Source organism: Mycolicibacterium pulveris, from assembly GCF_010725725.1.
GTDB lineage: Bacteria > Actinomycetota > Actinomycetes > Mycobacteriales > Mycobacteriaceae > Mycobacterium > Mycobacterium pulveris.
In genome coordinates this window covers 4,919,241-4,942,682 of sequence record NZ_AP022599.1, presented here as the reverse complement: position 1 = coordinate 4,942,682, position 23,442 = coordinate 4,919,241, and the positions used below count along the sequence as shown (strand labels likewise).

Annotated in this window: 26 protein-coding genes; 17 read left to right on the top strand and 9 right to left on the bottom strand. The window is 67.1% G+C overall.

What is annotated here, in order from left to right:
* Nucleotides 1-99 precede the first annotated feature (99 nt).
* On the bottom strand, nucleotides 100-696 hold the full coding sequence (locus G6N28_RS23975) for a TetR/AcrR family transcriptional regulator (protein ID WP_163904707.1): 597 nt from the start codon (nucleotides 694-696) through the stop codon (nucleotides 100-102).
* Nucleotides 697-777: 81 nt separating this feature from the next.
* Between G6N28_RS23975 and G6N28_RS23970 the strand changes: the two genes are divergently transcribed.
* Both G6N28_RS23970 and G6N28_RS23965 read left to right on the top strand, forming a co-directional pair.
* Complete coding sequence (locus G6N28_RS23970; RefSeq protein WP_163904705.1) at nucleotides 778-1,989, top strand: cytochrome P450; 1,212 nt, start codon at nucleotides 778-780, stop codon at nucleotides 1,987-1,989.
* A 101-nt stretch (nucleotides 1,990-2,090) separates the two neighbouring features.
* The gene (locus G6N28_RS23965) at nucleotides 2,091-2,330 is read left to right on the top strand and encodes a hypothetical protein (protein WP_163904703.1); all 240 of its coding nucleotides are present in this window, start codon (nucleotides 2,091-2,093) and stop codon (nucleotides 2,328-2,330) included.
* Nucleotides 2,331-2,339: 9 nt separating this feature from the next.
* On the opposite strand, the gene G6N28_RS23960 is transcribed toward G6N28_RS23965, so the two are convergent.
* Both G6N28_RS23960 and G6N28_RS23955 read right to left on the bottom strand, forming a co-directional pair.
* Complete coding sequence (locus G6N28_RS23960; RefSeq protein WP_163904701.1) at nucleotides 2,340-3,497, bottom strand: Zn-dependent alcohol dehydrogenase; 1,158 nt, start codon at nucleotides 3,495-3,497, stop codon at nucleotides 2,340-2,342.
* Between the two features lie 2 nt (nucleotides 3,498-3,499).
* The gene (locus G6N28_RS23955) at nucleotides 3,500-4,717 is read right to left on the bottom strand and encodes a cytochrome P450 (protein ID WP_235674677.1); all 1,218 of its coding nucleotides are present in this window, start codon (nucleotides 4,715-4,717) and stop codon (nucleotides 3,500-3,502) included.
* 89 nt (nucleotides 4,718-4,806) lie between these two features.
* Here G6N28_RS23955 and G6N28_RS23950 point away from each other — a divergent pair, with 89 nt between their 5' ends.
* From G6N28_RS23950 to G6N28_RS23940, 3 genes are read left to right on the top strand one after another with little or no spacing between them, the layout of a single operon-like run.
* Nucleotides 4,807-5,163, top strand: coding sequence for a Rieske (2Fe-2S) protein (locus G6N28_RS23950; RefSeq protein ID WP_163904699.1), 357 nt, complete (start codon nucleotides 4,807-4,809; stop codon nucleotides 5,161-5,163).
* A complete protein-coding gene (locus G6N28_RS23945) occupies nucleotides 5,160-6,215 on the top strand; it encodes an amidohydrolase family protein (protein ID WP_163904697.1) in 1,056 nt (351 codons plus the stop codon). Before G6N28_RS23950 ends, G6N28_RS23945 begins: the two co-directional genes overlap by 4 nt.
* The gene (locus G6N28_RS23940; RefSeq protein ID WP_163904695.1) at nucleotides 6,212-7,345 is read left to right on the top strand and encodes an amidohydrolase family protein; all 1,134 of its coding nucleotides are present in this window, start codon (nucleotides 6,212-6,214) and stop codon (nucleotides 7,343-7,345) included. The genes G6N28_RS23945 and G6N28_RS23940 overlap by 4 nt, the downstream gene beginning before the upstream one ends.
* Before the next feature lie 2 nt (nucleotides 7,346-7,347).
* Here G6N28_RS23940 and G6N28_RS23935 read toward each other — a convergent pair whose 3' ends face one another.
* Together G6N28_RS23935 and G6N28_RS23930 are read right to left on the bottom strand one after the other, a co-directional pair.
* Nucleotides 7,348-8,061 carry an SDR family oxidoreductase gene (locus tag G6N28_RS23935; RefSeq protein WP_163904693.1) on the bottom strand — a complete coding sequence of 238 codons (714 nt, stop codon included), beginning with the start codon at nucleotides 8,059-8,061 and terminating at the stop codon, nucleotides 7,348-7,350.
* A gap of 11 nt (nucleotides 8,062-8,072) precedes the next feature.
* The gene (locus G6N28_RS23930; protein WP_163904691.1) at nucleotides 8,073-8,882 is read right to left on the bottom strand and encodes a FadR/GntR family transcriptional regulator; all 810 of its coding nucleotides are present in this window, start codon (nucleotides 8,880-8,882) and stop codon (nucleotides 8,073-8,075) included.
* Between the two features lie 65 nt (nucleotides 8,883-8,947).
* Here G6N28_RS23930 and G6N28_RS23925 point away from each other — a divergent pair, with 65 nt between their 5' ends.
* Complete coding sequence (locus G6N28_RS23925; RefSeq protein WP_163904689.1) at nucleotides 8,948-11,281, top strand: CaiB/BaiF CoA transferase family protein; 2,334 nt, start codon at nucleotides 8,948-8,950, stop codon at nucleotides 11,279-11,281.
* Between the two features lie 51 nt (nucleotides 11,282-11,332).
* Here the strand turns inward: G6N28_RS23925 and G6N28_RS23920 are convergent, their stop codons facing one another.
* On the bottom strand, nucleotides 11,333-12,571 hold the full coding sequence (locus G6N28_RS23920; protein ID WP_163904686.1) for a cytochrome P450: 1,239 nt from the start codon (nucleotides 12,569-12,571) through the stop codon (nucleotides 11,333-11,335).
* A gap of 106 nt (nucleotides 12,572-12,677) precedes the next feature.
* Here G6N28_RS23920 and G6N28_RS23915 point away from each other — a divergent pair, with 106 nt between their 5' ends.
* Genes G6N28_RS23915 through G6N28_RS23895 form a run of 5 tightly spaced genes read left to right on the top strand, consistent with a single transcriptional unit; the run spans nucleotide 12,678 to nucleotide 16,769 of the window.
* Nucleotides 12,678-13,793 (top strand): aromatic ring-hydroxylating oxygenase subunit alpha, encoded by a 1,116-nt coding sequence (locus G6N28_RS23915; protein WP_163904684.1) that lies wholly within the window; start codon nucleotides 12,678-12,680, stop codon nucleotides 13,791-13,793.
* Nucleotides 13,790-15,388: an AMP-binding protein gene (locus G6N28_RS23910; protein ID WP_163904682.1), complete on the top strand. Its 1,599-nt coding sequence runs from the start codon at nucleotides 13,790-13,792 to the stop codon at nucleotides 15,386-15,388. Before G6N28_RS23915 ends, G6N28_RS23910 begins: the two co-directional genes overlap by 4 nt.
* A 12-nt stretch (nucleotides 15,389-15,400) precedes the next feature.
* Nucleotides 15,401-15,814, top strand: coding sequence for a nuclear transport factor 2 family protein (locus tag G6N28_RS23905; RefSeq protein ID WP_163904680.1), 414 nt, complete (start codon nucleotides 15,401-15,403; stop codon nucleotides 15,812-15,814).
* A gap of 53 nt (nucleotides 15,815-15,867) precedes the next feature.
* A complete protein-coding gene (locus G6N28_RS23900; protein ID WP_235674799.1) occupies nucleotides 15,868-16,341 on the top strand; it encodes an FAS1-like dehydratase domain-containing protein in 474 nt (157 codons plus the stop codon).
* Between the two features lie 14 nt (nucleotides 16,342-16,355).
* The gene (locus G6N28_RS23895; RefSeq protein WP_163906581.1) at nucleotides 16,356-16,769 is read left to right on the top strand and encodes a MaoC/PaaZ C-terminal domain-containing protein; all 414 of its coding nucleotides are present in this window, start codon (nucleotides 16,356-16,358) and stop codon (nucleotides 16,767-16,769) included.
* On the opposite strand, the gene G6N28_RS23890 is transcribed toward G6N28_RS23895, so the two are convergent.
* The gene (locus G6N28_RS23890) at nucleotides 16,761-18,218 is read right to left on the bottom strand and encodes an aldehyde dehydrogenase (RefSeq protein WP_163904676.1); all 1,458 of its coding nucleotides are present in this window, start codon (nucleotides 18,216-18,218) and stop codon (nucleotides 16,761-16,763) included. The two genes, G6N28_RS23895 and G6N28_RS23890, sit on opposite strands and share 9 nt — an antisense overlap.
* A gap of 92 nt (nucleotides 18,219-18,310) precedes the next feature.
* On the opposite strand from G6N28_RS23890, the gene G6N28_RS23885 reads away from it, so the two are divergent.
* A complete protein-coding gene (locus tag G6N28_RS23885; RefSeq protein WP_163904674.1) occupies nucleotides 18,311-19,657 on the top strand; it encodes a pyridoxal phosphate-dependent decarboxylase family protein in 1,347 nt (448 codons plus the stop codon).
* Complete coding sequence (locus tag G6N28_RS23880; RefSeq protein WP_163904672.1) at nucleotides 19,650-20,099, top strand: SRPBCC family protein; 450 nt, start codon at nucleotides 19,650-19,652, stop codon at nucleotides 20,097-20,099. Before G6N28_RS23885 ends, G6N28_RS23880 begins: the two co-directional genes overlap by 8 nt.
* Here G6N28_RS23880 and G6N28_RS23875 read toward each other — a convergent pair.
* Nucleotides 20,096-20,497 (bottom strand): Rv0313 family protein, encoded by a 402-nt coding sequence (locus G6N28_RS23875; protein WP_163904670.1) that lies wholly within the window; start codon nucleotides 20,495-20,497, stop codon nucleotides 20,096-20,098. The two genes, G6N28_RS23880 and G6N28_RS23875, sit on opposite strands and share 4 nt — an antisense overlap.
* Nucleotides 20,498-20,603: 106 nt before the next feature.
* Between G6N28_RS23875 and G6N28_RS23870 the strand changes: the two genes are divergently transcribed.
* The 4 genes from G6N28_RS23870 (at nucleotide 20,604) to G6N28_RS23855 (ending at nucleotide 22,673) form a co-directional block, all read left to right on the top strand.
* The gene (locus tag G6N28_RS23870; RefSeq protein WP_163904668.1) at nucleotides 20,604-21,404 is read left to right on the top strand and encodes a ketosteroid isomerase family protein; all 801 of its coding nucleotides are present in this window, start codon (nucleotides 20,604-20,606) and stop codon (nucleotides 21,402-21,404) included.
* Between the two features lie 45 nt (nucleotides 21,405-21,449).
* Nucleotides 21,450-21,644 (top strand): hypothetical protein, encoded by a 195-nt coding sequence (locus G6N28_RS23865; protein ID WP_163904666.1) that lies wholly within the window; start codon nucleotides 21,450-21,452, stop codon nucleotides 21,642-21,644.
* 70 nt (nucleotides 21,645-21,714) lie between these two features.
* A complete protein-coding gene (locus G6N28_RS23860; RefSeq protein WP_163904664.1) occupies nucleotides 21,715-22,278 on the top strand; it encodes a hypothetical protein in 564 nt (187 codons plus the stop codon).
* 29 nt (nucleotides 22,279-22,307) lie between these two features.
* Complete coding sequence (locus G6N28_RS23855) at nucleotides 22,308-22,673, top strand: DUF732 domain-containing protein (protein WP_163904662.1); 366 nt, start codon at nucleotides 22,308-22,310, stop codon at nucleotides 22,671-22,673.
* Here the strand turns inward: G6N28_RS23855 and G6N28_RS23850 are convergent.
* Nucleotides 22,653-23,438: an SGNH/GDSL hydrolase family protein gene (locus tag G6N28_RS23850; RefSeq protein ID WP_163904660.1), complete on the bottom strand. Its 786-nt coding sequence runs from the start codon at nucleotides 23,436-23,438 to the stop codon at nucleotides 22,653-22,655. The two genes, G6N28_RS23855 and G6N28_RS23850, sit on opposite strands and share 21 nt — an antisense overlap.
* Nucleotides 23,439-23,442 lie beyond the last annotated feature (4 nt).

Below are 23,442 nucleotides of genomic sequence, written 5' to 3'. Positions count from 1 at the left end.
CAGTCGTGCGTACTTAGCCCGTATAACTTCTCATTTCGGCCTAGGTTAGCTCAAGTCAGTGTGTTGCTGGTCACTACCAATGCGGCGGTGCGGTTTGGGTCACTTTGTGGGGATTTCGAAGCGGTGAAGGTGACGCTCGATGAACGCCTGCGCCTCGGCGTGACCTCGGGTGATACCGAGTCCGCGCTCCAGCAACAGCACCCGGGCCAGGCTGGTCAGGATCATCGACATGACCACCGGGGGAAACTCCTCGAAGTCGACGTCGTGCGCCCGCAGCGCAAGCCTCACCGCGTCCTCCTCGGCCTCGCCGAAGCGCTCGGCGTACGCGGCGATCTCGCTGCGGATCGCCTTGCGGTGATTGGCCAGCGCCATGAACTCCATCCACAGTTGGGCGCCGTGTGCGCTGTTGAGCCGCCAGAGCGCGTGCAGAGGCTGGTCCTCGACCAACGCCTGTCGCTGTTTGGCCAGGTTGGCCTCGGCTCCGGCCCGCAGCACCGCGAGGTAGAGGTCGTCCATGGTGGGGAAGTAGTAGTGCACCAGCGCGGGCTTGACGCCGGCCTTGGCCGCGACCCGCCGCGAGGTGGCCGCGGCGTATCCGTCTTCCAGCATCACCTGGGCCGTCGCCTCGATCAGCGCCCGCCGGGTCGCCGACTCGCGAGGAGCCCTTGACCGCTGGTCAACGGGGCTGCTAGACATGGGCCCAGCATAAATGTTGGGCGATCGCCCAACAACGAGGGAGCGGGCAGCCGCCGTCAGCCTGTTGAAGTAGAGGAAGTCATGAGCGTCGCCAGTCCCGGCTCTGATACCGACGTCTACTACGACCCTTACGACGTCAACATCACCGCCAACCCGTACCCGACCTATGCGCGGCTCCGCGAGGAGGCGCCGATCTACTACAACGAGCGCTACGACTTCTGGGCGCTGTCTCGCCATGCCGACGTCGAGAAGGCCCTGGCGAACTGGGAGACGTTCTCGAACCAGCGCAGCGACATTCTCGAACTGATCAAGTCCGACTTCGACATGCCCAAGGGCGTGATGATGTTCGAGGATCCGCCGATCCACACGATGCTGCGGGGCTTGATGTCGCGGGTGTTCACCCCACGCCGAATGGCCGAGATCGAGGATCAGATCCGGCGCTACTGTATCGGCTGCCTCGATCCGCTGGTCGGATCCGAGGGCTTCGACATCATCGCCGAACTCGCATCGATGATGCCCATGCGGGTCATCGGCATGTTGTTGGGAATTCCAGAGTCCGAACAGGTTTCGGTTCGCGACGCCAACGACGCCAACCTGCGGACAAAGCCGGGCGCGCCGATGAAGGTGGTGAACGCCGACAAGATCGCCGACGGCAGCATCTACGCGGACTACGTCGAGTGGCGCTCGAAGAACCCGTCTGACGACTTGATGACCGCGCTGTTGAACGTCGAGTTCACCGACGAGAACGGTGTGACGCGCAAGCTGACCCGCAAAGAGGTGCTGCACTACACCCAGGTGGTCGCGGGCGCGGGCAACGAAACGACCGGACGCCTCATCGGCTGGCTGGCCAAAGTGCTTGCCGAGCACCCGGATCAGCGGCGCGAGGTCGTCGAGGACCGCTCGCTGCTGGGGCGCACGGTCGATGAGACGCTGCGGTTCGAGCCGACCGGCCCGCACGTCGCGCGGTACATGGCACGCGATTTCGAGTGCTACGGCACGACGGTGCCCGCCGGTTCGGCGATGCTGCTGCTGTTCGGCGCCGCCAACCGGGACCCGCGCCGCTACTCCGATCCCGACACGTTCAACATCCATCGGCCCAACATCTCCCACCTCACGTTCGGCAAGGGGCTGCACTACTGCCTGGGGGCCAACCTCGCGAGGTTGGAGGGCCGCGTCGCGCTCGACGAGCTGCTCAACCGGTGGCCGGAGTGGGACATCGACTACGACAGCGCGCAGCTGGCGCCGACGTCGACGGTGCGCGGCTGGCAACGCCTGCGCATGCTGGTGCGCTGATTTTTGCCCAAAGGGACAAACGGGCGGGAAAGTGCGAGTAGATCGCGACTTTTCGTCGATCTGGGCGTTTGAAGCCGGGGCGCATGGGGCAGGATGAACGCATGAGGAAGATCATTTGTCGCTCGATGGTGATGGCGGCCGCCGCCGCGCCGATCGCCGCCTTCTCGGTGGCCATGTCGGCGGTCGGCGCGGCGCAGCCGATCAACTGCCCGGCCGGACAGTGGTGGGATCCGGTCGACAACGTGTGCCGGGGTCCGGTGGCAACGGTCCCGCTGAACTGCCCGACCGGGCAGTACTGGAACCCGATCACGAACCTCTGCCGGCCGCTCGGCCACTACTAGCGCAGCGGTTCAGTCCAGCGCGTAATCGATCACGCCGCGGATCAGTCTGCCGTCCAACAGATCGGCATAGGCGGCGTTGATGTCGTCGAGCCGGTACCGCCGGGTGATCATCTCGTCGAGCTGCAGCTGGCCCGACCGATACAAGCGGGCCAGACGAGCGATATCGACCCTCGGATTGCAGGACCCGAACACCGTGCCGACCAGGTTTTTGTTCCACAGGATGAAATCTTGCAGCGCGATCTTGACCGAACGCGTTGTCTGCGCGGTCATTCCGGTGAGCACACAGGTTCCGCCCTTGCGCGTCAGCTTCAGATAGGCGTTGACGTCCTCTCCGGCGATCAACGACGGTGAGGCGATCACCGCGTCGGCCATCACCCCGTGCGTCAGGTCGCGCACCAGATCGAGGGCTTGCTCGACGGTGGAGACGCTGTGCGTGGCACCGAAAGTCAGCGCGGACTTCTGCTTGAACTCGACGGGGTCGACGGCCACGATCTGCGCGGCACCGTTGATGCGTGCCCCCTGGATCGCGGCGGTGCCGATACCGCCCGCGCCGATCACCACCACGGTGTCGCCGCCGCACACGTTCGCCCGGTTCGCCGCCGAACCGTACCCGGTCGGCACCGCACACGACAGCAACGCGCCGGATACCAGCGGCAGGTCAGGCGCGATCTTGACCAGCGAATGGGCCGACACCACAGTGTGTTTGGCGAACGCACCGACTTTGGAGAGATGCCCCAGCGGCTGCCCATCAGCGGTGTGGTGCCGAAAGGTCTGATCGGTCGGCATCCCGGGCGTCATCGTGCCCGCGCCCTCGTCGCACAGATACTCCATCCCCGACGCGCACCACCGGCACTGGCCGCACACCGCGACAAACGACATCACCACGTGGTCACCGACAGCGAAATCCGCGACGCCGTCGCCGATTTCGATGACGGTTCCGGCTCCCTCGTGCCCACCGATGGTGGGGAACATCGGCGTCAGACCGTACTGACGAGCCACCTCGTTGGACACCGACATATCGCCTTTGAGGATGTGGTCATCGGAATGACACAGACCGGCCGCCGCCATCTCGACGAGAACTTCGCCGGCGCGCGGCGGATCCAACCGGAAATCCTCAACCGACCACGGGCCGCCGACGTCGTGCAGGATCGCCGCCCGACTCCACATGCTCAGGCCGGCCCCGCAGACGCGACGCGAAACGACACCGGAAGGCGCTTGGGGGAGCGGAACGGCATGCCCACGATCTTGGTGTCGTCGTCGGCGAGCAGTTCCAGATCGGTGACCCGGTCGAACAGGCTGGTCAGCATCGCCCGGGTCTCGACCCTGGCCAGGTGCAGACCCAGGCAGCTGTGGATGCCGCCCGCGAACGACACATGGGGCTTGCGCTCCCGGTGGATGTCGAACGTCTCGGCGTCAGGCCATCGTTTCTCGTCCCGGTTGGCCGAGCCCATGCACAGATTGACCTGCGCGCCCGCGGGGATGCGCACACCCTGTACCTCAACTTCGCGAGTTGTGTTGCGCGGCACCGAGACCAGCGGCGTCTCGTAGCGCAGGCCCTCCTCGATCGCGGCCGGGATCAGATCGCGGTCGTTCTGCACCGCATCCAGTTGATCGGGATGTGTCAGCAGAAGGTAGAGCAGGTTACTCGATGAGCGGTAGGTGGTCTCGAGACCGGCGGGCAGTAGCAGCCGCAGAAACGAGATGATCGCTTCGTCGGTGAGCCGTTCACCATCGATGTCCGCGGCGACGAGATCACCGATGATGTCCTTGGTGGGCGCGCCGCGGCGCTGGTCCACCTGCTCCTGAAAATAGGCGCCCAGCTCCACCGAGGCGGTCAGCCCTGCCTCGATGTCCTCGGTGATCGAGATGAGATCCAACGACAATCGTCGGAACAACTCCAGGTCCTGCTGGGGCAGCCCCAACAGCGCGGCGGTGATGCGGGTGGGGAACTCGAACGTCAACGCCTGAACCAGGTCCGCACCGCCGTCGTCCTTGATCTCGTCGACCAGTTGGTCGCAGATCGGATCGATCAGCGCAGGCTCCCAGTAATCGAGGGCGCTCTGGCGAAAAGCCTTGGCGACCAAGCTGCGGTGGTCGTGATGCTGCTTGCCGTGCATGCTCAGGATGGTGGGGCCCAGCACCAGCCCGATCGTGTTGTCATAGATCTCCGAGGCGAACACCTCGCCGTCGCGGAAGGCGGCGAAGACGCTGTCGAAGTCGAACAGCGTCCACTCCTCGGCGGCCACCAATTCCGGCGGCGCCATGGCGGTGTCCATGATGGTGCCCCGCCACACCGGTTCGGTTCTGCGTTTGTAGGCGAAGAAGGCGTAGGGATCATGCACCAAGTCGGGAGCGGCCGGGCCGTCGGAATCGATGCTGATCGTCACCTGCGCCTCCCGAACCAGCGCATCTTGCGCGCTATCTTCTTATCTTTACTATTTTAGGTAATCCGGGTCAAGGAGACCGAGGGGATGGAATGCAGCGCCTGGCGATATGCGCGATCGAGGACTTGCCTCCGGGCAGCATGAAGCTGGTGCCTGCGGGCAGGTTCGGGGTCGGGATCTACAACATCGACGGCTCGCTGCACGCCATCGCCAACTACTGTGCTCACGAAGGCGCGCCGCTGTGCGCCGGTTATGTCGGCGGCGCCAACGAGTTCGACCCCGACGCGCCGGGCCGGATACGCCAGACCCGCGCCGGCCGCATCCTCCGATGCCCTTGGCACCAATGGGAGTTCGACATCACCACCGGGGTGAGCCTGGCCGATCCCGGCAAACGGGTGCGCACCTACCAGGTCGACGTCGTCGACGGGCAGGTGTTCCTGACGGCATGAGAACCCCGATCATCGACGCCAACGTCCAACCGCATTTCCGGTACAACTCCGAGATCCGGCGCTATCTGCCCGCCGCGCACAAGCTGCGCGCCATCCCCGATGTCGAGCAGCAGTGGTACCAGGCCCCCGGCGGGGACTACCGCCAAGACCTCTACGGCGAGCACTATCCGGGCTCGGATCCCGAGACCGTGGCGCGCCACCTGGTCGACGGCGGCGTCGACGTGGCGATCTTGAACCCGTTGACGCGCGGCAACATCGCCGACTATCTGCTCAACAGTTGCATCTGCGCGGCGGTCAACGACTGGCTGATCGAGCGCTGGCTGGAGGCCGACACGACGGGCCGGCTCCGTGGCACCATTCGCGTCAACCCCGAGGACGTCAAGGGCGCGGTCGCCGAGATAGAACGGCTGGCGAGGCATCCGCAGATGGCGCAGGTCGGTGTGCCGCTGCAGTCGCGCGAGCCCTACGGCAAGCCGATGTTCGAGCCGATCTGGGAGGCGGCGGCCGCGCACGGGCTGCCTGTGGCCGTACACATCAACGGCGGCAACGGAGTTGACTACGCGCCGACGTTCGCCGGCCACGCCCACACCTATCCCGGGTACGCCGCGTTGATGCCGCTGAACGCTTTCGTGCATTTGGCGACACTGATCATCGAGGGGACCTTCGGCCGCCACGCCGGCCTGCGGTTCGTCTTCGCCGACGGGGGCTATGACATCCTCACCCCGTTGATGTGGCGGCTGGACACGTTCTGGATGTCGATGCGGGACCAAACGCCGTGGGTCGACCGCTATCCGAGCCAGTATCTTCGCGATCACGTCCGGTTCTGTACGTCGGCGCTCGACGGACCGACCGACACCACGCTCACCGAGCGCTGGATGGACTACACGGACAAGTCCACGTTGCTCATGTACGGGTCGAACTATCCACACTGGTCGACGACGGCGGTCGAGTCGGCGGTCGCCGGGCTCAACGACGTGCAGCGCGAAAAGGTGCTGTGGCGCAACGCCGCCGAGCTGTACGCCATCGCTGAACTGGAGGGGAGCCGGCTGTGACGACGATCGGCAGCCAAGCCCGTGCAGACACCGCCCGAGACGTCGAGGTGACGATCGTCGACACCGATGTCCATCCGCTGCCCGTCTCCACCGAGGTGCTCAAGGCCTACGCCCCCGCGCAGTGGAAGGACCGGCTCTGGCCCACCGGCAACGCGAGATCCCCGATTCCGCACTTCTACGACACCCCGGACTCCTACAAGACCATGTCATTACGGGTCGACGCCGTCCCGCCGGGTGGAGGCGCGCCAGGAAGCGATCCGGAGTTCGCCGCCAAGCAACTGCTGATCGACGCCGGGGTGAGCATCGCGCTGCTGGAGCCGATGTGCGACGTGCAGCTTCCCGAGGCCGAGCACATCCTCAAAGCCACCCACAACGACTGGCTGGCCGACGTGTGGCTGGGTGAGAACAATTGGCACGGGCGGTGGCGGGGCACGATCAGCGTCACCGCACAGGACCCGGTGCGCTCGGCGCGCGAGATCGAACGATGGGCCGGTCACCCGTACATGGCCGAGGTGTTGATGACACCGCAGACACGCGGAATCCCGTTCGGCAGCTCACATTTCGACCCGATCTACGAAGCCGCGTCACGACACGGACTTCCGGTGGCCACCCACCTGATGGGCCAGACCCCGTTCGAGTTGATCCCGGTGTATCCGGTCGGCAATCCGGCGCACTGGCATGACTTCTTCGCCTCCTGGCCGCTGCTGTACGCGGCCCACTTGACGAGCCTGGTGTTCGACGGGGCATTCGACCGCCACCCCGGGCTGCGGATCGTGTTCGTCGAGGGCGGCTTCACCTGGGCGATGCCGGTGATGTGGCGAATGGACCGGATCTGGGAGCAGCGCAAGGCCGATCTGCCTCTGGTGCGCCGCCGACCGTCGGAGTACGTGCTTGAACACGTCCGGTTCACCACCCAACCGCTGGAAGAGGTCAACGTCGCGGTGTATCGGGAGTACCTGGAGATGATGGATCTCGGCGATAACCTGATGTTCTCGACCGACTATCCGCACTGGAGCTACGACTCACCGCAGTGGGCCATCCGCCGGTTCCCCGAAGATCAGCGCGAGCGCATCATGCGCGGCAACGCCACCGCACTCTACGGTCTGCCGTCGACGGTCAAGGCGCTCTGAAATCACTTGCCTGCGCGGCGCTGCGCCTCCAACGGAACCACCGGCGCGCGCGCCGACGGGCCGCGGGTGACGGCGTGCAACCTGATCTCGGGCAGGTCCACCGACGGGTCGAGGGTGTCCAGCCAGGCGACGGCCTCGGCGACATCGGCGGCGCGGATGGCGTACATCTCGAAGGGCACGTCCTGCAGCATCTCGGTTTCGACCGGCCCCGGCGTGACGACGTGCACGTTGATGCCGTCGCGGTCCACTTCCTGTGCCAGCGCGGCCGCGAACGCGTTCATGCCCGCTTTCGAGGCCGAATAGGCGGTGCGGGCCCGCATCGGTTCGTGTGCCGCCGAGGAGGAGACGAACACGAAGCGCGACCCGGCCGTCATCCGCGGCAGTGCGGCCGAGGTCACCACGAAGCACGAGTCCAGGTTGGCCGAGATGGTGGTGCGCCATTGCGCGAAGGTCTGTTTGCGCGCGTAGGTGCCGCCGAGGACGCCCGAGGCGTGCACCACCAGATCGAGTCGGTCGGCCGCGTCGACCGCGGGCTGAAACGCTTCGGGTTCACTGGCGTCGGCGACGACGTAGCGGGCGCCGGTCTCCCGGGCGGCCGCGCGCAACGGCTCTTCTCGCCGGGCGGTCAGGATGACGTCGTAGCCCGCTACGACGAGCCTGTGGGCACAGGCTTTTCCGATGCCACCGCTGCCGCCGGTGATCAGGGCCGTGCGCATGTCACACCCTTTCAGCGTTGGCGTTGGGCCAAGGCCTGCGGCGAGAGCGCCACGATCCGCTGCTCGGGATCGCCTGCGAGCAGGTAGGTCTGGGTGTCGGCGACGTGGCGCGCGGCCAGCTTCCTGGCGCGTTCGGCGTCACCGGCCTCGATGGCGTCGACGATCTTGGTGTGCACGCGCAATGCGATGCGGCGTCTGCTCAACGACGGGTACTCGCCGCGGGCGGCGGTCTCCTGGGCCCACCAGTTCAGGTGCCCGGTCCACAACGTCTCCAGGCTGCCGACGACCGCGGTCATCGTGTGGTTGCCGCAGCCACGCACGATCTCGTCGTGGAACTGCCCGCCGATCTCGGTGAAGCGCGCGCCGTCCTCGATGTGTTCGGCCATCGCATCGTTGAGCTTTTTGAGCTTGGGTATCAATGTCTTGGCGCGGTCCGGGCGACGCGCGGCAAGGGCGGCGCACATCGGGTCGAGTTCTTGCAGGGCCGTGCCGAGGTCGGCGAGGGGCACGTAGTCGCTCTGCAGCAGCAGCCCGAGCATGTAGGCCGCGCTCGCTTTGGCCGGCGCGTGCACGACGGCGCCACCGCGGTTGCCGCGGCGCACCGACACCAGGCCCTCGGTTTCCAATATCCGCAACGCTTCTCGCAGCGACACCAGGCTCACATTGAACTGTTCGACGAGCACTTCCTGGCGGGGCAGCAGATCACCGTCGGACAGCTCGCCCTCGATGATCTGACGGCGAAGTTCATCGGCGACGATCTCGGCGGTTCTGCGGGCCCCTAACCGACGTCGCGCTTCGGGACCGATACCCAGCGTTGTCATGACATCGCAATATTAACAGCGACAGCGCAGCCACCCGGACCGGCTATCCGCCAATAGTTACTAAGATGGCCAAAAACGAGGAGGTCGCACGCGTGGGCGATGTAGCACCGACCCCGCTTGATGACCTGCGCGTCGTCGAGGTCAGCGACCGGATCGCCGGCGCGTACTGCGGCAAAGTGTTGGTGGACGCCGGCGCCGACGTGGTCAAGGTCGAACCGCCGGAGGGGGATCCGTTCCGTCGCTACACCGTCACCGGCGCCGTCCCGCCCGCCGGGGCGGACTCACCGTTGTTCAGCTACCTCAATGCTGGAAAGCGAAGCATCACACAGCTTTCCGGCGATCTGCTTACGCGCGCCGATATCGTCGTGCTGACGGCGAACCGCGGTGAAGCGGTCAGCCGGGACATCGATCCGCGGCGGCTGCTGGCGGCCGCACCACACTGCGTCGTCGTCACCATCTCCGACTTCGGTTGGACCGGCCCGTGGGCGCAGCGCCCGGCAACCGAGTTCACCCTGCAGGCGGCGTCCGGGCTGACGGGTTTTCGCGGTGATCCGGCGGGCCCGCCGATTTCGATCGGGGGCGAGCTGGGGGAGTACATGGGCGGGGTGTGGGCCGCCTACGGCGCGCTGGCGCTGCACCGGCGGGTTCGCACCGGCGGGGCCGGTGGTCATCTCGACATGTCGATGCTCGAGGCCGTGACGCTGATGCAGAGCAGCGAATGGCTGCATTCGCAGCTGCTGCGGGTGCCGCCCGTCAGACGCTCGGTCGAGGTGCCGTCGATCGAGCAGGCCAAAGACGGCTTCGTCGGGATCAGCATGGTGACCGGCCAGCAGTGGCTGGACTTCGCCGCGATGGTCGAGTGCCCGGAGTTCACCGACATTCCCGCGCTGCAGTTCCAGCTCGGCCGCTGGGACTACCGCGATTGGATCCGTGAGCGCATCGGCCCGTGGATGCGGTCCCGCACCGTCGAGGAGGTCGTCGAGCTCGGGCAGCTGTTCCGGCTGCCGCTGGCTCCGCTGGGCAACGGCGCGACCATTCCGGCGATGGACCACATGGCGCAGCGGGGAGTGTATGTGAACCACCCGGCGGGCTTCCGGCAACCGCGCCCGCCGTGGCTGATGTCCGAAGCCCAGCCGGCACCGGTGCGCCCGGCGCCTGCGGTCGGAAGTGCCGATAACGAACCGCTCTGGCGGCCAAGGACGTACGCGGGTGCGACGACGACCTCGGGTGGCCGGCCGCTTGCCGGCGTCCGCGTCGTCGACTTCACCGCGTTCTGGGCCGGTCCGGCGGCCACCCATGCCCTGGCGGCGTTCGGGGCCGACGTGATCAAGATCGAATCGGTGCAACGCCCGGACGGAATTCGATACTCGGGCGGCATGCGCAAGGACGTCGACGACTGGTGGGAGTACGGCTGGGTCTTTCACGCCATGAACACCAACAAGCGTTCGGTGACACTGGATCTGCAGTCACCCGACGGTGTGCGCCTGGTCAAGGAACTGGTGGGCAAGGCCGACGCCGTGGTGGAGAACTTCTCGCCGCGCGTGATGGACCAGTTCGGCCTCGGCGCCGACGTCTTGCTGGACATCAACCCGCGGCTGGTGACGGTCCGGATGCCGGCGTTCGGCCTGACCGGTCCGTGGCGGGACCGGGTGGGGTTCGCCCCGACCATGGAGCAGATCGCCGGCCTGGCGTGGGTGACCGGGCTGCCCGACGGGCCGCCGGTCGCACCGCGCGGTGCGTGTGATCCGCTGGCGGGCGCGCATGCCGCATTCGCGCTGCTCGCCGCGCTGGCTTACGCCGAACGCACAGGCCGGGGGCAGCTGGTCGAGGTGCCGATGATCGAGACGGTGTTGAACGTAACCGCCGCGCAGACCACGGAATACGAGGTTTTCGGCCGGATCATGGAGCGCCGCGGTAACCGTGGACACACCGCAGCCGTCCAGGACATCTATCGGTGCGCGGGGGAGGACGACTGGGTCGCGGTGTGTGCCCACACCGAGGCTCAACGTGCAGCCCTGGCCGAACTCGCCGGCGGGACCGACGACGCCCGGCTGGAACAGTGGCTGGCATCGCAGGACGCCGAGGCTGTCGCGGAAATCCTTGTGCAGGAAGGTATCCCGGCTGCAGTGGTGGTCTCGCCGTCGCTGGTGGTCGACAACCCGCAACTGCAACACCGCGGCTTCTTCGAGAAGCTGGACCATCCCCGCACCGGGGCGGGGCGGTATCCGTGTCCGCCGTTCGCCCGCCCCGACGGCGTCGACGCCTGGCTGTACCGCACGCCGCCGACGCTGGGGGAGCACAACGTTGAGGTGCTGACGGAGTTGTGCGGGCTCACGCAATCCGACCTGGACCGGCTCAGCGCCGACGGTGTGATCGGCACCCGCCCGAAGGGCCTCTGAACCCGGCGTCTCGGAGCGCCCAAAGGGTCGTTTGGGCGCGCGGAGGGTGCTTTAGCGAGGGGTCACCGTGATCGGCATCGCGTCGAAGATCGTCATGTTGTTGGTCAGGTTGGGATGCGACACCTTGGCTGGCCCGAGGCCGATGTCGGCGGCACGACACAGCAACTCGTCGAGCACCGCGCGGATCTCGGCGCGGGCCAGCATCGCGCCCAGGCAATAGTGCGCCCCGCCGCCACCGAACGTGACGTGCGGATTGTCGACGCGCCCGATCTCGAAGCGGAACGGATCGTCGAACACCTCTTCGTCACGGTTGGCCGAGCGCAGCATCGCGACCACCCGCTGCCCGGCCGGGATGAGCACATCGTCGAGTTGCACGTCGACCTTCGTGGTGCGGGTCCAGAACGCGATCGGACTCGACCAGCGCAGCACCTCTTCGACCGCCGACGATCGGATCGCCTCCTCGGTGCGGTACCGCTCGATCTGGGCCGGGTTGGCCACGAACGCCTGCAAGCCGTAGGCCAGCGCGTTCTTCGTGGTGTCGCTGCCCGCGAACGCGAGCACGAAGAAGAACGTCTCGAGTTCGGTTTCGGGGATAGACAGTCGCTCACCGTTCTCGTCGGTGATCACCGCGGTGGCCAGCGTGCTCCAGATATCGTCGACGGGGTTGCGCCGCTTCTCGGCGGTGAGCTCGACCGCATACTCGAAAACCTCGGTGAACGCCGCCAACTGGTCCTGCGAGGTCAGCTCCGAGTCCGGCGATCCCGCCTGCAGTATCCGGTCGAACGTGGCGAAGATGTGCGGTCGGTCCTTCTCCGGGATGCCGATGATGTCGCCGATGACCGACATCGGCAGGACATCGGCCACATCCTCGATCCAGTCACCGCTGCCCGACGCCAGCAGGTGCTCGACCAGCGCTGCGGCGCGTTCGCGAATCCCGTTCTCGAGCTTGCCGATCGCGCGCGGGGTGAAGGCGTGCGAGAGCACCCGTCGCCGTTTGGTCTGCTCGGGCGGGTCCATGTTGATGATGTTGGGAAACGCACCCGCGGGGCCGATGCCTTGGATGAGCGGACCGTCCACCGCGGTGAATGCGTCGGTGTCCCGATGGATCCGTTGCGCGTGCCGGTGCTTGGTGGCCACCCAGAAATCCCGAGTGACGGTCTTGGCGACGCCGTCGGTGAGCGCATGGTGAAAGATTGGCTGCTCACGGCGCAGCGTCGTGAACAGATCATCGGGAAACCCGTTCTGCCACAAGGAGAAATCGGACAAGTCGACCGATTCGGTAGCGGTCACTCGCGGCCCTCCTGCCTGATCCTTGCTTTAGAATGCCTAAAATAGTAAAAATAGGCAACGGCGGGTGCTCGCGACCTGCCGTATCGCGTCGCGGACGGAGACAACATTGCCGGATTCGGTCAACGACCCCACCCTCGACCCGTCGGAACGCGAGTTCGGCTCGAACGGGATCAGCCTGTCGACCTACCGTTTCCCCACCGGCTGGTTCGTCGTCGGGTTCGCCTCCGAGCTGGGCGCCGGCCAGGTCAAGCGCGCGCACTATTTCGGTGAGGAGCTGGTGATCTTCCGGACCGAGTCCGGTCAGATCAACGTGTTGGACGCCTACTGCCAGCATCTCGGCGCGAACATGGGCGTCGGCGGGACGGTCGAGGGGGACCGCATCGTCTGCCCCTGGCACGGCTGGCAATGGAATGGCGACGGCACCAACGCGCTGATCCCGTACAGCAAGATCGGCTGCAAGCAGAACGTGCGCATCCGCAGCTATCCCAGCACGGAGTGGTACGGCTTCATCCTGGTGTGGCACGAACGCCACGGCCGCGCGCCCTACTGGCAACCACCGGTGCTGCCCGAACTCGAAACCGGCGAGTACTACCCGCTGCATCCGCACAGCCGAATGGTGAACCGGGTCAAGGTGCATGCGCAGATGATCATCGAGAATGCCGCCGACCCGTACCACGTGCAGTATGTGCACAAGGCCGCCAACCCGGCCAACACCGCGTCCTTCGACCTGTCCGGCTACCACCTGCATGCGACGGTAAACGCCAATTTCGGTGGGGGACGGGCAAAGACATGGCTCACCCCGAACGGCCCGGTGGACGCCAAGATCATCTACGACAACTATTCGCTGGGCCTCGGCGTGGTCCGGTTCCCCTCTGAACTGGTGGCCACCGTTCAGGTGACCGGCCAGACCCCGGTGGACGAGGACTACACCGACTACTTCTACACCCAGGCCTCGGTTCGTGAACCCGGCGACACCGGCGACAAACCGACCGGTCGGGCGGCGAAGTTCTTGCAGTTGCAGCAGGAGGTCATCAAGCAGGACTTCTTCACCTGGGAGAACATGAAGTACCTGGAGAAGCCCAACCTCGCCCCGGAGGAGGCCCGCGACTACGCCGCGCTGCGGCGCTGGGCGCACCGGTTCTATCCGGGACCCGAGCCGTCGGCGACCGATTTCGGGTACACCGCCAACGGCCTGCCCGATCCGGCCGCAGCCCAAGCGTGACGTCCCCGGGCCAAAGGCCGCCGATCGAGCCGGCGGCTTTCGGTGTCGACCAGTTCACCGTCGCGGCGGTGCTGGACCGGCGCGCGGACCAGTTTCCCGACCGGGTGATGATGTCGATCGGCGGGGTTCCGGTCACGTTCGCCGACATGCGCGAAAGGTCCTGCGCCGCAGCTCACCTGCTCGTCGAGCTGGGTTTGGGCCCGGGGGACACGCTGGCGCTGTTCACCGGCACCTGCCCGGAGTGGGTGTACTTCTGGCTGGGAGCGGCCCGCGTCGGGGTGGTCACCGCGGCCGTCAACGCCGCCAGCAAGGGCGACTTCCTGGCCCACGCGCTGACATTGTCACGCGCCAAGGCGGTGCTCGCCGACACCGACCGGCTGCAGCGGATCGAGGAGGTGGCGGCACAGGTCGACACGCTGAGCACCACCCTGGTGTGCGGCGAAAGTCTGTCTGAGCGGCTCGCGTCGTCGCCCGGTGCGCTCGGGCTGTCGCACACGACGGGCCCCGACGACATCGGCGCGCTGTTCTTCACCTCCGGAACCACCGGGCCGTCCAAAGCGGTCGCCACCACATGGCAGTACCTGTTCCGCGCGGCCGCGACCGTCGCATCGGCGTGGGAGTTCGCGGCCGGCGAGACGATATGGACCGCGATGCCGCTGTTTCATCTCAGCGCGGCGCCGACCATACTGGCGCCGCTGCTGGTCGGCGGCACCAGCGTGCTGGCCGACGGTTTTCACCCCACCAAGGTGTGGGACGAGATACGGTCCTGCGGCGCAGTAGGTTTCGCCGGGGCCGGCGCCATGGTCTCGATGCTGTGGACCCTTCCGCCCGACCCTCGTGACGCCGAGATCGGTCTGCGGTTCGTCTCGGCGGCACCGATCTCCACCGAGATCTACCGCGGCATCGAGCAACGCTACAACTGCCGCGTCGTGACGATGTACGGCCTGACCGAGGCGTTCCCGCTTGCGTACAAGCCGGTTTCGGATGCGGGTGTGCCGGGTACCTCTGGTCACGTCAACCCGGTATTCGACGTCCGCGTCATCGATGCCGACGGGCGCGAGGTGCCCGACGGCGACGTCGGTGAGATCGCCTGCCGGGCGCGGACAGCGCATGTGATGAGCGAGGGGTATGTGTCGCCCGGGTCCGGCGGGTTACGCGTCGAACCGCACCCGCAGTGGTTTCGCACCGGAGATCTGGGGCGCCTTGACAGCGACGGCAACCTCACCTACGTCGACCGGGTCAAGGACTCGCTGCGCCGCCGCGGCGAGAACATCTCGTCGGTCGAGGTCGAACAGGTGGTCATGGGTCATCCCGCGGTGTCGGAAGCGGCCGCGGTGGCCGTCCCCAGCGAACTCGGCGAAGACGACATTCTGGTACTTGTCACGCTACAGCGCGGCGCCGCAATCGATTTCAGTGAACTGCTGGACTTCTGCGCCCAGCGCATGCCGTACTTCTGCGTGCCGAGGTATGTGGAAGTACTCGACGAGATCCCGAAGAACGCCATCGGGCGGGTGCGCAAGGACGTGCTTCGTGACCGTGGATGTGGTGCCGGTGCGTGGGACAGGGAAGCGCACGGATACGTGTTGAGTCGCTAGAAGGAGACGGCCTTGACGTTGACCTACCAGCAACAGTATGTGCTCGACGGGCTTGCCGGGCGGGCGGCGATTCTCGATCTCGACGCCCGGCACAACCGCTGCTATTCCGCCGGTGATCTGGCCGGGTGGATCGCCACGTTCAGGCATGCGGGTGCGACGTACTCGCGCGGGGGAGAGCCGTTCACCGATCTGCGCGCGGCGTTCGACGGCGGCGCCGGCCGCAGGCTGGTGACCGTCGACCACGAGATCACGGTGGACGGGGTCGAGGCCACCCAGCGGTGTGTCGCGTTGTTGTTCGGCGCCGACACGGTGGTGGCCACCGGCATTTTCACCGACCGGCTCGTCTACGAACGGGGCGGCTGGTACTTCACGTCGCGTGAAATCCAATGGGACCGAGCCCCGCGCGAGAACGTGCTGCTGGTGTGAGCACCGGTATCCGGTACGCGTTCGCGTTCGGCACCTACGCCGACGCGCTGCTAATGGTGGGCACCAGGACACCGCCACGGTATGCGGGCACCGCGGTCAGCGGCGCCCGGATTCAGCATTTCGCCGCGATGGTGCGCGACGCCAACCCGTCGTACTGGGACGAGGACTTCGCCCGCAAGGTGTGGGGCGGGCTGCTCGCGCCGCCTGCGATGCTGATGGGCTGGTTGATTCCGCCGCCGTGGTTGCCGACCGAGCAGCCACCCACCCCGTCGATCGCCATTCGTGTTCCGCTGCCGGGCACCACGATCATCAACGCGTCCAACGACGTCGAGTTCCTCACCCCCATCGTCGAGGGGGACCGGCTGTACGTGGTCGAGGAGGTGGTGTCGGTCTCTGCCGAGAAGCAGACCCGTCTGGGCACCGGCCACTTCGTCGAGACACGCGACGAGTTTCACCGCGACGATAAGACGTTGGTCGCCGTCAACACCAACACCCTGTTCCGGTTCACCCCTGCGGAGCGGCCGTGACCGCCTACCCCGGCATGTCGTGGGACGACGTGGTGATCCCCACCGAACTGGCCGAGGTGGTCGACCACATCGACTACCAACGGGTGGTGATGAACGCGGGCGCGACGTGGGATTACTTTGCCGCCCACTACGACCCAAAGTACGCCCGGAACCACGGGCACCCGACGATCTTCGTCAACACCATGCACATCGCCGGCTTCGTGGACCGCGTCGTGACCGACTGGGCGGGGCCGTACAGCAGAATGGTGCGCCGCAGGATCAAGATGCTCGGCTCGATCTACGCCGGTGACACGATGGTGGGACGGGGACGTGTGGTCGCCAAACGCCAAGAGGGATCACGGCTGCTGGTGGACCTCACCGTCGCGGTGTGCAACCAGCGCAACGAGTTGTGCTGCCCCGCCGAAGTCACGCTGCAGCTGTCAGGCTAGGTCCGGCAGCTTCTGCGCGCTGACCGTCGTCTGCAGTTCCACGTATTCCGACAGACCCTCGGTGCCGAACTCGCGGCCGATGCCGGACTGCTTGAACCCACCGAACGGGGCGGTGGTGTCCAGCGTGTACATGTTGATGCCGTAGGTGCCGGTGCGGATCTGTTCGGCGATCCGCAATCCGTGGGCGACATCGGACGTCCACACCGAACCCGCCAGCCCGTAGTCGCTGTCGTTGGCGATCCGCACGGCGTCACGCTCGTCGGTGTACTTGAGCACGGTGAGCACGGGCCCGAAGATCTCCTCGCGGGCGATGCGCATCTCGTTGGTGGCGTCGGCGAACAATGTGGGCCGCACATACCAGCCACGGCCATGCGGTTTGTCGGTGCCGCCCAACACCATTCGAGCGCCTTCGGCCGCCCCCGAGGAGATGTAGCCCTGCACACGCTGCTGCTGTCGCTGTGCGACAAGCGGTCCGATATCGGTGCTGTCGTCGGCGGGGTCACCGACCCGCAGGCCCGACATCATGTCGGCGAGCGCGTCGACGACCTCGTCGTGTCGTCGCTCGCTGACCAGGATCCGGGTCTGCGCCACGCACGCCTGCCCGTTGTTCATCAGGCTGGCCGTCTTGAGGTGTTTGACCGTGTGCTCGACGTCGGCGTCATCGAGGATGATCGCGGCGGATTTGCCGCCGAGTTCCAGGCTGACGCGCTTGAGCTGTTCCCCGCACAGTGCCGCGATGTGGCGGCCGGTCGCGGAGGATCCGGTGAACGAGATCTTGTCGACGCCGGGATGGCGCACCAGGGCCTCGCCGGTGTCACGACCGCCCGGCACGATGGAAACCACCCCCTCCGGCAGGCCGAGCTCGTCGAGCATCTCGGCCAACCACATGGCGTCCAACGGGGTTTCGGGCGCGGGCTTGATCACCACCGTGCAGCCCGCGATCAGCGCCGGAATCATCTTCGGCATGATCAGGAACTGCGGCACGTTCCACGGCACGATGGCGCCGACGACACCGACCGGTGCCCGCCGGATGTGCACCTCCCCGAACAACCCCGGCCGGCGCTCCACCCACGGGAAATCCTTCGCCGTGGCCAGGCCCAGGTGCATCTGCGCGACCGCCCCGGTCGCCTGCCCGAGCCTGCTGAAGCTGCGCGGCGAACCCATCTCCGCGGTGATCAGATCGGCCATCTCATCGGTCTGCGCGCTGTAGAGCGCGGCGAGCTCTTCGACCTTCGCCATCCGATCCGCCACGCTCATGCGCGGCCAGGGACCCTCATCGAACGCCTCTCGCGCGCAACGGGCCGCCAGGTCGACGTCTGCGGGTGCCGCGTACGGGGTCTCGCCGATCGGCTCTTCGCTGTGCGGGGAGATCACCGAGATCCGCTGCCCGGTAGCGGGTTTGCGCCAACGGCCGCCGATGAAGAGCCGATCATAGGAAAGCGGTCTCACAAGCGGCCTCCTCGTCGGACCTGTGCGCCGAGCTATTGGTGTAAAGATAACAAAGATGAACCGCTGTGCGACCGGGCGTTAGCGTGAGGGGCATGAACGAACTGCTGGCGGAGTTCTCCGATCGCGCGGGCCGCTATCTCAGCGCTCTGCCGACCCGGCAGGTGCCGCCCACCGCTGAAGCCGTCGACGCGCTCGGCCAGCTCGCCGGGCCGCTACCCGAACAGGGCACCGACCCACGCGAGGTCTTGCGGCTCCTCGACGAAATCGGTTCGCCCGCAACGGTGGCGACCACCGGCGGCCGATATTTCGGGTTCGTCACCGGAGCGGCGTTGCCCGCCGCGTTGGCGGCGAATCTGCTTGCGGGCGTGTGGGATCAAAACGGCGCCTACCGGGTCATGTCACCGGTGGCCGCGCACCTCGAAGAGATCGCCATGGGTTGGCTGCTCGACGTTCTCGGGCTGCCCGCCGACGCCGGAGCCGGATTCGTCGGGGGTGCGACGACGGCCAATATCGCGTGCCTGGCCGCGGCCAGACACGCCCTGCTACGCAACGCCGGCTGGAACGTCGAGGAGGACGGGCTGTTCGGTGCCCCACCGATCCGGGTGGTGGTGGGCGACGAAGTGCACGCGAGCGTGCTCAAAGCGCTGTCGCTGCTCGGGTTGGGTCGCAGTCGCATCGAACGGGTCCCCGTCGACGGGCAGGGCCGCATGCGGGCCGACGCGTTACCGGCGCTGTCGGACGACACCATCGTGTGTGTCCAGGCCGGCAACGTCAACACCGGCGCGTTCGATCCCGCCGTGGCGGTGTGCGCGGCGGCCCGGGCCGCGGGGGCGTGGGTGCACGTCGACGGCGCCTTCGGGTTGTGGGCCGCGGCCAGCCCGCGGTTGGCGCATCTGGCCGAGGGGTTCGCCGACGCCGACTCCTGGGCCGCCGATGCGCACAAGTGGCTCAACGTGCCCTACGACAGCGGCATCGCGTTCGTCCGCGACGCCGAGCACCTGCGCGCGCCGATGACCGTGGGCGCGGCGTATCTGATCGCCGGCACCGACCGCGAGCCGTGCCATTACACACCCGACATGTCGCGACGGGCCCGGGGCATCGAGATCTGGGCCGCGCTGCGGTCACTGGGCCGCGCCGGCACCGCCGAGCTGATCGACCGGTGCTGCCGTCACGCCGCCCGGTTCGCCGAAGGTTTCCGCGCCGCCGGCCATCACGTCCTCAACGACGTCGTGCTGAACCAGGTGCTGGTCTCGTTCGGTGAGGACGACACGACACGACGCGTCATCGCCGAGGTCCAGGCCGACGGCACCTGCTGGTTCGGGGGCACGGTGTGGCAGGGCCGCACGGCGATGCGGGTCAGCGTGTCGTCGTGGGCGACGACGGACGAGGACGTCGAGCGCAGCCTGGCCACGGTTCTGCGGATCGCAGCCGATGGCTGAGCGCACCCAGCACGTGCTGTCCGCGGTGGTGCCCGCGAACCCGCAGGAGGTCCGGGCCTTCTACGCCGACCTCGACAACCTCAAGGACGTGCACCCGCTCGTGGTCGCCGTGCGCACCGTGTCCCGAGTGGAAACCGGGCACGGCCACACGCAGACCTATCGCGTCACCGACCGTATCCGGGTGAGTCGGCTGACCCTGCGGACGAGCTACACGGCGCGGGTGAGCGTCACCGACACCGGTGAGATCACCTCAGAAGCGCGGCAGTTCCCCGGGGTGCGCCTGCGCAGCGTCGTGACGTTCGACCCGCTGAATCCGGGAACCCTTGTCACCGAACGTATCACGATCCAAGCGCCACCCCCGCTGGCGGCGTTCACCACCCGGCAGGCGCTCGCGGCGCACCGCGCGATGCTTGCCGGTATCCGGCAGCACTTCGGCGGTTAGACGGTGTCGTCGTCAGGTGATTCGGCCGCGTCGAGCACGCTGACCGCGATGCCGTACGGCAGGAACCGCACCTTGCGGCCGGGATCGGTGTTGTTCTTGTTGGCGCGAAGCGCATCGAGTTCGGTCGGATACACCTGCTCGATGTGGGCGCTGCCGTCGTCGGCGACGGTGTAGATGGCCCACACGCCGTCACCGGTCTCCCCGGCTGTCTCCGGTTCCCGCTTCGGCCGCGAGTACCTGGCGAACTCGTCGATCAGGTTCGCCCACCCGGCGCGTTCCCCCGAGGTGCTGAAGAACCGGCCGACCCCTTCGAGGGCCTCGCGCAGCCCCTCGCCGGCTTCGCGGACGACCCGGTCGAACTCCTCGGGGTCGATCCCGAAAGGCCCATTGCTGCTCATGGCGGTTCCTCCTCAGCGCCGCACCTCCGATGTACGGCGGTAAACCCAGTGTGCCCGCCGGGAGCGAACTAGTCGACTGACGCCGACGAGGGTGGTAGGCAACCTTATGGCCATCTCACGGGCGGATGCGCTGGCCGCCGTCGAGCGGTCCCCGGCGGCGTTCGCCGTGCACGACCGCACCGCCTGGGTCGACGCGTTCACGTTCGACGGGCGCGTCGAAGACCCGGTCGGTTCCCACCCGCATCGCGGCCGCACCGCGATCTCGCGTTTCTACGACACGTTCATCGGCCCACGCGACATCGGGTTTCACCGCGACGTCGACATCGTGGTCGGCGCCACGGTGATCCGGGACCTGGAACTCGAGGTCGGCATGGGAGCCGGGGTGACGATGCGGATACCCGCCTACCTGCGCTACGACGTGGCCCACGATCAAGGTGAGTTGAAAATCGCTGCGTTGTACGCCTTTTGGGAACTTCCCGGAATGGTGACGCAGTTTCTGCGCAATGGCGTGCGGTCGGTTCTGCCCGGTCTTTCGCTGTCCAAGGGGCTGCTGCTCAACCAGGGCTTGGTCGGCGCGCTCGGTTTCCTCAGCGGGCTGCGCGGGCCGGGGCCGCAGGGCAAGCGCCGGTTCAACGACTTCCTGGCCGACGCACGAGCGGGCGATGAGGTCGCCCTGCGGCGCTGGCTCGGCAAGGGCACGCGTATCACCCGCGGCGACGACGTGCCGATGAGCGGCGCGGAGCTGCTGTCGCGCCTGGCCGGGGCAAGACAGCGCAAGGTGATCGCGGCCGGCTACAGCCTGGTGGCCGGAATCGACCGTTCCGGACGCCGGGACGTGCTGATGGCCGAGGTCTCGACGAGGCCGTTCACGATCGACCGGATCCGCTACTTCAGCGACGCCGATTGAGCTCGGGAGCCGTTTGAGTGAGCCCAGGGCGGGTAGAAGCCCGGTATGGTCCGGCGTGACAGGCAAAAAGACGACGACAAGACCGAAGACGACGTTGCCGACGATGAGCACGTCGCGCGATCGCGGGCCGGCAAGTCGGGCGGCGATGACGGAACGTATGTCGGCCGGACAAGCACCGACGACGCCCTCGACGTCGGGGAGTCGGGCGCCGAGGCCCGCAGCCGGCACCGCGACCGCTAGCTGCGGACTCGCCTGGATTCGGCCGCGTCGCACCCGGTAGCAGTCGCGGACGTGAGACGGTAACACCACGATGGACGTCGAGGACGAGATCACCTACGAAGAGTTCGGTCGCCAGTTCTTCGAGATCGCGGTGACCGAGGCACGCGTTGGCGGCGCCATCGCCGCGATCGCCGGCGACGAGTTCCAGATCGGCCCGATCGCCCAGGGCCCGGGCCGGATCGCCAAAGTGACCGCCAAGGTCAGGGTTCAAGAGCCTCGGCTGACCCGCCAGGTGGGCGACCTGATCACCTTCGGGATCCGGATTCCGCTGGAGATCGACATGGTGGTCGATCTGCGTATCGACAAACCCCAGTTCATGGTGTTCGGCGAGATCAGCCTGCGCGCGACCGCCCGGGCCGCCGCGCCACTGCTTCTGATCCTGGACGTGGAGAAACCGCGGTCCTCCGACATCGCGATCCACGTCACGTCCAAGTCGCTGCGCGGCGAGGTGCTGCGGGTGCTGGCCGGCATCGACGCCGAGATCAGGCGGTTCATCGCCGCGCACGTCGCCGCCGAGATCGACAGCCCGGCGTCGCAGAAGGCCAAGATCATCGACGTCTCCGAGAGCATCGACGCCGGCTGGACCGGGGTGTGAGCGGTTCGCCGCGCAGGTAGGATTCCCGGGTGCTTCGCAAACCCGTCACGGCCGCCGTGCTGACCGCCGGATTTCTCGCGGCGGCGGCCGTCGTGCCCGCACCAGCCAACGCCGATCCCGTCGAGGACGCGTTCCTGCACGCGGTCGCCGAGGCCGGGGTGTTGATGGGCGATCCGGACCGTGCGGTCGCCGTCGGCCATCAGGTCTGCCCGATGCTTAGTGAGCCCGGGCAGAACGCCGCCAACGTCGCGGCGCAGGTGGCCGACGCCGCCGGTATGCCGCTGGGCCCGGCCACCATGTTCACCGGGATCGCGATCTCGATGTTCTGCCCGGCGATGGTGTCCTCGATCGGGTCGGGAACGTCGCCGATCCCGTTACCGTTCCTGGGGATCTAACCGGTTCACGGCCTGTAGCTGCGGTCGTTTCGGCCCGCACCCGTCTCCGCTCGACTGCCCGCGTAGGTGCCGCCACACCCACGGCATCAGCATGTTCCGAGTCCATTGCACCTGTGCGTAGGCGCGCGATTGCGCTGACGGGTGACCGGCGTCGCCGCCGCCGTCGGCCCAGCTGTGGTCGCTGCCCGGCAGCCCGAGCGCTTCCTCGGCTGCGGCGGCAAAAAGCCTGTGGCCCTTGGCTGATCCGTGGACCCTGTCGTCGCTCCACGTGTTCGGATCCGTCATCGAGGGCGCACTGTAGAGATCGACGAGCCGAAACTCGTGCCGCAAGGCGGCGGTCCGGATTTCGTGATTGATCCGCTCGACGCGCGCGGCGAGGATCCTGCCGACCGGCAGAATCCGCGCCAGGTCGGGAAACGTCGTGGTGATCACCGTGGCGCCCGTCCGCGCCAGCCGTTCGTGCAACACGCCAAGCTGGGCGATGGCCTGGTCGAAATTCCGTCCCGGCCTGGTCACGTCGTTCATCCCGATGCACACGGTGATCAGATCCGGCGCCATCTCCAGCGCCGTCGGCAGCTGCTCGTCGAGCAGGTCCTTGATCCGTCTACCGCGCACCGCGAGGTTCGCGTATGCCAGGCCCGGGTAGTGGCGGTCCAGGGCGGTCGCGAGCCGGTCGGCGAACCCGACGAGGTTCCCGGAATCGTCGACGTCCCATAGCCCCTCGGTCTGACTGTCGCCGATCGCGACATAGCGCGTGTATGTCACCTGC